This is a genomic window from Armatimonas sp. (assembly GCF_043757465.1).
Taxonomy (GTDB): Bacteria; Armatimonadota; Armatimonadia; order Armatimonadales; family Armatimonadaceae; genus Armatimonas.
The window spans coordinates 1-3835 of the sequence record NZ_JAYVPL010000134.1 but is presented as its reverse complement, the minus strand read 5'-3'; the positions used below and the strand labels follow the sequence as shown (position 1 = coordinate 3835).

Below are 3835 nucleotides of genomic sequence, written 5' to 3'. Positions count from 1 at the left end.
CTGGCACGGACATGATCCTCAAAGACACCAACGGCGACCTCATCTTCCCCGGCCAAATCCACGGCCTGGCGGTGGTGGACGCTCGCCACACACCCGCGATCTATCCCCGGCCTGCCACCGCTGCTTTTGCGGTGGTGGCAGAAGGGCAAACGCTTGATACCCTGGCCGATGGGACAGCCTACATGAGCGAGACGCGCTCTGTGCTGGCGTGGTTTGATCGCGAGTACAGGGCACAGGGGGCGCTGACGAAGCTTATCGCCTCCATGGCGATCTCCAACTACACGCTGTCCGATATTTTCGAGGGGCAGGTGGCACCATGAGCACCTTCCTCTTCCACACAGCCACTCCCACGCGCTGCCTGTCGGTCTCGCTTTCCGAGGATGCCACCGTGGTCGCGGTCGGGATGGTGGGCGACTCCATAGACTTCGCTGAGGGCAAGAGCCTCCCGCCTGGCTACTGGGAATTCGAGGGCGAGCAAGCCGAGCAGATTGTCGAGGCGGTTCGCGGATGGGATGCGCTGGGTGTGTTTACTCTGGTCTGGTACTGGCAGTTCTCGGGGACGCTTCCGGTGGATCTGCCCGACGTGGAGGAGTTCGACACCCAGGATACCCAGAGCGGCCCCGTAGCCGTCCATGCCAGCCCTCAGCAGACGTTGCGTGGTGCCGTATGAAAGCGCTACTGTCCCCGGCGCTGTTCGGCACAGGTGCGGCTAGGTGTGCAGCACACCGTATGCCTGCGCTGCGCACCATGCCGTTTGAGGGGACACCTTCCTTTTCTAACCAACTACCCCGGCGCACTCCGGGGGCTTTTTACGAGGAGCAGGTTAGCAGTAGTAGCGACGTTTCCCTGCCCTAGGACGTTGCCGTGACCTACCGGGAGGTTCGATTCCTCTTCCTCGTTTGACACCCCGGACAGACGGGGCGCGACGCTCACCAGCGAATCGGTGAGCCTCTACAAGATTCGTTCAGGCACAGGTGCGCTGCGCACCATGCCGCATTCAAAAGGCCGGGGGTACTCGGGCACAGGTGCGGCTAGGTGTGCAGCACACCGTATGCCTGCGCTGCGCACCATGCCGTAAACACCCCCGGCCAAACCCTAGAGCGAGAAGACACCTCGCGGAAGGATCGCAAAATGAGTGTACCGACACCAGAAAACATAGTCAAGGCGACTCTCCCACGTACGAACTCGTGGATGGATCGGCTTCGCGTGGCCGATGCCGCCGGGCTGGAAGCGCTTCTGGCCTTTGCCACCGAGCTTAGGGCGCACCAGCTCCAACAAGCCGCCAACGACAAGGGCAACTACATCCTCTGGGTCAAGAATGGCAAAGTGATGGGCCTACGGAAAAACACGGGGGAGTACCGCCCCATTGATCCCTGCTACGGGTGGCCTTGCTGGGCGTGTAGCAGTAGCCCCTTCTGGAGCACGATCAGCGCCACAAACAGTGCGCTCATGCGCTGGGCGCGGCGACTCCCGGGGATGCAGCCCGTTATCGAGAAGGCGCTGGTAAACCCCAAGCAGGCAACTATCTGCGCGTGGCTCACCAAAGAGCACAACGCAGGATCACAGGCGCTACGCCGCGCACTGAGAGGACTTTAACGACCATGAGTGCTTCAACCTCAAAAAACCAAGGAGCGACTAGCGCCGCGCATAGGCTCCAACCACGAACCCAGGGCGGCAAGTTCGCCCCCAAGACGGTTCCCCTGGTCTACAAAACGGACACTATGCAGGCCGCTATCGAGATCTCCCAGAACCCGGAGGCGCTGCGCCTGGCGGGGGAACTGGCGACGAAGTGCGCCGAAGCTACCAAACTTCGCGGTGAGTGCAACGTGCTCCAGAACACCCTGGGCGAGAGCCGCAAGATCAGCCAGGAGCGAGAGAAGCAGCTCAAAGATAGTCTCCAGCGCCTCACCGAGGAGCAGCGCTTGCACGGCCTCTCCCGGATGAGCGACGCAAACGCACGGGGCAGTCTCTCTCAGCTACACGCCGAGCTAGGGGGCGATCCCGACCAGCCCGCCCTAGAGAAGGTGCAGCGCCTGACACGCGATCTAAATGCCATTCAGGAGGCACTCACGGAATCCGAGCGGGAGTGCCGGGAGCTTGCAAAGTCCTTTGGCACGATGGAGCGCAACAACGGGGAGTTGGCGGAGAAATGCGACGAAACCATTGTCGCCCTGACACTAGCAAACGGCGCTGTGGGATTGCTTGAGGCACAGCTCCGCGACCTCACGCCCCGGCTCCCGCTCTGGGTTCGCGCCATCGCCATTACTGTCGGTCTCCTCTGCGTGGCGTTTGTGGCCCACAGAGCAGGATTCAGCGCGGCCATTGCCCTGCAAGGAGGTGCACGGTGAGACTGATCTACTCCACTTGCGACTACTGCGGAGGCGGCACGCACGCTATTCACTTCGACGGCGGTGGCTACTGCTGCCTGGAGTGCGCTCGCAAAGCCGAGCTGGCTAGGCGCAGTGCTGGCAAAGCCGAGCGAGTACGCCACGATGCGGCACGGGCGCGACAGGCAGACCAGCAGATGCACCTGCGCGTGGGGCTGGCACTGCTGGGCCTATGTGTCGCGGTTATCTGTTCGGGGTGTGAGACTCCGGGTGATCACTACGGCCCGGATGAGAGGGCACACGTAGCGGCGGGGCATTCTGTAGCGGGAGGTGGACTGTGAGCAATGTGGGCATAGTCCAGGGTGTCTCTCGCGGGGCTATCCACGGGAGCATTGTCGGATGAGCCGCGCTATGCTCCCTGCCTCCCAGCGTTGCCCGGCGCACCAGGCCTTTGCCCAGGCGCTCTGTCCGGGGGGCGGGTCGGCCAAAGACGCCGCCACGGAGCTCTACCAGCTCCTCCAAGCGGCAGAGAGTCTCTACCACAGCACCACGCAAGACTCTGAGCAGCACCATGCCGCCGCCACGCTCATCGGCCACGGGCACATTATCGCCTACAACCTGGAAGCCCTCCGGGAGCTGGGCAAAGGACTCAAGTAAAACTATGCCACTCACTAAAATCGCATCACTTTGGAAGCCCATCGAGAAAAGCAAGAGTCTTGCCAGTGGGCAGACCCTCGGCGTGGAGATTGTACTCCCTGCGGGGAGTCGCCTGATACTGCTACGCAATGAAGGCAGGGAAGGGCGGCAGCCCGACTTTGAGCTGATGCTCTCTACACCCGATACACGCGGCAACTCGCCCGAACCCGATCCCTACGACCCGACACGTACTGATGAGGAGGCACCGTTTTAGCCATGAGCGCACCTACCGCCTTATTTGATGGGCTTGGCCCCAACACTAGCACGATTGAGCGCTGGGAAACCTGGACTATTCGCCTCTCTCAGATCAAAGAGCGTGAAGGCCATAATCCTCGCGCGGATTATGGCGAGCACGACGGAACCTTCGCTTCTTTGATGGAGAGCATCCGGGAGCGTGGCGTCTTAGAGCCGCCCCGCCTCATGCCGATCTATGACAGCCGTGGTGAGTGGGACTATAAAGATACCGACTTCTACGTGGTGCATGGGCATCGCCGCGTCGCTGCTGCCCGCGCTCTGGGGCTGGAGTGCATTACCTGCATTGTCCCAGATGCAGAAGGCGTCGAGCTTACCTACTACACAGAGGGTCAGCAGCTCGTGGACGCGCTGGTAGAGAACCTCCAACGCAAGGAGCTTAACTGTGTCGAGGTAGCGGAGGGAATCGCCCGGCTGGAGAAGCTAGGCAAGACCCAGGCAGAAATAGCGCGCTGGATCGGGCGCGACCAGGGCCGTGTGAGCAAGACGGTTCGCCTCCTGGAGCTTCCTGTGGGCGTGCGTGCCCTTCTGCGCGAGCGTACGCTCAGTGCTAGCCACGG

The 3835-nt window shown here is 62.0% G+C and carries 8 protein-coding genes; all 8 read left to right on the top strand.

Annotated features, from left to right (window positions below; all coding sequences use genetic code 11):
- The coding region (locus ACH2ED_RS18875; protein WP_395094260.1) for a hypothetical protein at positions 1 to 320 on the top strand (320 nt) is incomplete at its 5' end.
- The gene (locus tag ACH2ED_RS18870; protein WP_395094259.1) at positions 317 to 670 is read left to right on the top strand and encodes a hypothetical protein; all 354 of its coding nucleotides are present in this window, start codon (positions 317 to 319) and stop codon (positions 668 to 670) included. The genes ACH2ED_RS18875 and ACH2ED_RS18870, both read left to right, overlap by 4 nt.
- Before the next feature lie 461 nt (positions 671 to 1131).
- On the top strand, positions 1132 to 1596 hold the full coding sequence (locus ACH2ED_RS18865; RefSeq protein WP_395094258.1) for a hypothetical protein: 465 nt from the start codon (positions 1132 to 1134) through the stop codon (positions 1594 to 1596).
- Between the two features lie 5 nt (positions 1597 to 1601).
- The gene (locus tag ACH2ED_RS18860; RefSeq protein WP_395094257.1) at positions 1602 to 2348 is read left to right on the top strand and encodes a hypothetical protein; all 747 of its coding nucleotides are present in this window, start codon (positions 1602 to 1604) and stop codon (positions 2346 to 2348) included.
- Positions 2345 to 2668 carry a hypothetical protein gene (locus ACH2ED_RS18855; protein WP_395094256.1) on the top strand — a complete coding sequence of 108 codons (324 nt, stop codon included), beginning with the start codon at positions 2345 to 2347 and terminating at the stop codon, positions 2666 to 2668. The genes ACH2ED_RS18860 and ACH2ED_RS18855 overlap by 4 nt, the downstream gene beginning before the upstream one ends.
- A gap of 58 nt (positions 2669 to 2726) precedes the next feature.
- Entirely contained in the window at positions 2727 to 2984 is a 258-nt protein-coding gene (locus ACH2ED_RS18850; protein WP_395094255.1) for a hypothetical protein, read from the top strand.
- A 4-nt stretch (positions 2985 to 2988) separates the two neighbouring features.
- Positions 2989 to 3237, top strand: a complete 249-nt coding sequence (locus tag ACH2ED_RS18845) for a hypothetical protein (RefSeq protein ID WP_395094254.1) — start codon at positions 2989 to 2991, stop codon at positions 3235 to 3237.
- 2 nt (positions 3238 to 3239) lie between these two features.
- On the top strand, positions 3240 to 3835 hold a 596-nt coding region (locus tag ACH2ED_RS18840), incomplete at its 3' end, for a ParB/RepB/Spo0J family partition protein (RefSeq protein WP_395094253.1).